Annotated in this window: 2 protein-coding genes and 1 pseudogene; 2 read left to right on the top strand and 1 reads right to left on the bottom strand. The window is 54.6% G+C overall.

Annotated features, from left to right (window positions below; genetic code table 11):
• Positions 1–373: pseudogene (locus AC1DSG_RS30100) on the top strand (class II poly(R)-hydroxyalkanoic acid synthase); the annotation flags it as partial.
• 244 nt (positions 374–617) lie between these two features.
• Here the strand turns inward: AC1DSG_RS30100 and AC1DSG_RS30095 are convergent.
• Complete coding sequence (locus tag AC1DSG_RS30095) at positions 618–1,178, bottom strand: response regulator (RefSeq protein ID WP_477794127.1); 561 nt, start codon at positions 1,176–1,178, stop codon at positions 618–620.
• Between AC1DSG_RS30095 and AC1DSG_RS30090 the strand changes: the two genes are divergently transcribed.
• The gene (locus tag AC1DSG_RS30090; RefSeq protein WP_477794126.1) at positions 1,159–2,283 is read left to right on the top strand and encodes an ATP-binding protein; all 1,125 of its coding nucleotides are present in this window, start codon (positions 1,159–1,161) and stop codon (positions 2,281–2,283) included. The two genes, AC1DSG_RS30095 and AC1DSG_RS30090, sit on opposite strands and share 20 nt — an antisense overlap.
• Positions 2,284–2,552: the final 269 nt, after the last annotated feature.

Raw genomic sequence — 2,552 nt, 5'->3', positions numbered from 1 at the left:
CGGTCAGGTCACCAGTGACTTCTACTGCATCGCAGGCCTGACAGACCACATCACGCCGTGGGACGCCTGCTACCGCTCCATGCATCTGTTTGGCGGTGAGGGCGAGTTCGTGGTGTCCAACAGCGGGCATATCCAGAGCATCCTCAACCCGCCGGGCAACCCCAAGGCGCACTTCATGACCGGCAGCAACCTGCCAGTCGAGGCACAGGAGTGGATGGAATCGGCCAGTAAGCAAACGGGCTCCTGGTGGACCCACTGGCAGGCCTGGCTGCAGGCACGCTCGGGCGATCACAAAAAAGCTCCCAAAAAACTGGGCAACAGGGCCTATGCCGCTGCGGAGGCTGCGCCGGGTACCTACGTGCACATGCGCTGAAGCTGCAGTCATCGGATGGGCGTCTGTGCCCGGCGCCCCATCCATCTCCCGTTTTCAGCCTCATGCTCCTGCGCCGCAGAAGAATCCGGGCAGGATGTCGCAGCAATGCTACCGACGAGGCATTTGCATCCGTGGTGACCACCGTTTGCGTGCGTTTGACCAATGCACGCCCAAGAGGCGACCTGCATAGAGCGGCCAAAAGCTGTCACTCACTAACACGCAATGGCAAGCATCGTTGCTGGTATTAGGCAGGCAGATACGTCTTAACCGCTTGATGCAGTGCATCCAGCGTCCACGGCTTGCGCAGGAAAAAAGAGTGAGGAGGCATCATCCCATCAGGCATGGATCTATTGCCTGATGTGAGGATGACTGGCAATAAAGGCCAACGCGACCAGATCACTTGAGCCAATTCCAGTCCATCCATACTGCCCGGCATGCAGATGTCAGTCATTACCAAGACTATTGCAGACGAGCCTTCCAGCATGGGAAGAGCATCATCTGCGGATGCACAACCAATCACACAGATACCTAGCAGTGAAATCGCGTCCCCAGTCATTGAACGTAATATTTCATCATCTTCTACGACGAGCACTGTGGGAGGCATGGTTAAGATTCCTAAACCTTCAACGTTAGTGTTGTCACAGAAAGTAATCGTTTCGGGCACCTGACAAGCGGTATTTCGCGCCGGATCTATTGCCGATCTTCGGCATTCCGCTAGCCTGATTCTATCGAACAAATTTTTCTGACTGATGCCTTCATCATCAATGGGACGCTCGAGGATTGCTATGCGACTTTCAGATTTCATCCTCGAAAACCAGGAGCCTATTCTGCAAGCGTGGGAGGAGTTCGCCAGGTCCGTGGACACCCCGATGCCAGCTATGGGGCCGCTAGGTCTCAGAGACCATGCCGAGTTCATTTTGAGGAGTGTGGCACTCGATATGTGCACCTCTCAAACCCCTCAAGAACAGATCGACAAATCCCATGGGCTCGGGCCTGTAATAGATGATGAATCGGCCGCTCAAAGTCATGCCATTACGCGCCTCATGGCGGGGTTCACCCTAGACCAAATGGTTTCAGAATATCGCGCCCTCAGGTCGAGCGTACTCAGACTCTGGCTGACCCAAGGATATTCAGGGGAAGACCATCAAATTCTGGACATGATCCGATTCAACGAGGCAATCGATCAGGCGCTTGTCGAGTCCATAGCAGCGTATGGACAAGCGGTGGAGACGACTCGAAAAACAGTATTGGGCGTGCTAGGACACGACCTTCGCACACCATTGGGTGCTGTGACGCTGGGTGCCGATCTGTTGAGGCAAACGGAAGAGCTGGGCACTCGTGGACAAAGAATAATTGCGCAAATTACTACAAGCGCTCAAACCGCCAACCAGATGGTGAATGACCTGCTTGACCTGGCACGCTGCAACCTGGGAACTGGAATCCCGGTACGACCGGAAAAAACTGACCTGACGTCTGTTTGCCAGTCAGTCGTGGATGAGCTCACCACCGCGCACCCAAACGCACAAATCATTTTCACCGACTCGGAAACGGTAACCGGCCAGTACGACCCATCACGTATGGCACAGGTTTTCTCGAATCTCATTGGCAACGCCGTGCGACAYGGCAAAGTGCAGTCTCCAATTAACGTCACCCTGAATGGGGATGGCGCCACCGCTTGCTTTTGCGTGCAAAATTACGGAGAGCCTATTCCACCCAGCGCACTCGCCTCTCTCTTTAATCCGAACAGGCGTTTCTCCAAATACTCCCAGGGCGAAAAAGGAGCATCATCTGGCCTCGGGCTGGGATTATTCATAGCGGCTCAGATTGTCGAGGGCCATGGAGGAAAGATAGCGGTCGAGTCGACACTGGTGCAGGGCACAATTTTCCGTGTGAATTTGCCCATTCGCTAATATCCATGGTTCTGTCGTTCAAGTACTGCCGAATCTGTAGTGCTTATGGTGAACGGCTGTCAGGCTGGTTTGCCTGAACCAAGAAGATCCGAGGATGCTCCGCGGAGCTCGGAAGCATTGATGCGCAACCCGCTCGGTACGCAAGCAGTGGTAGCGGTGCTGCTCGATGAAGCAGAACCGAAGACCCCAATCTGCCGTGTTATACGGAGATCGTAGCTATTGCGCATACATTGGCAGGGAATAATCGGAGCCCGACGATGCCATTGAGA

The sequence above is a fragment of the Pseudomonas sp. P5_A12 genome (genome assembly GCF_056400685.1).
Note: the sequence above shows the minus strand (reverse complement) of the source record. Positions and strands in the feature narration are given on the sequence as shown.

Coding starts and splice junctions, on each gene's coding strand:
- AC1DSG_RS30095 (WP_477794127.1), bottom strand. CDS start 1,178: ATGAAATCTGAAAGTCGCATAGCAATCCTCGAGCGTCCCATTGATGAT.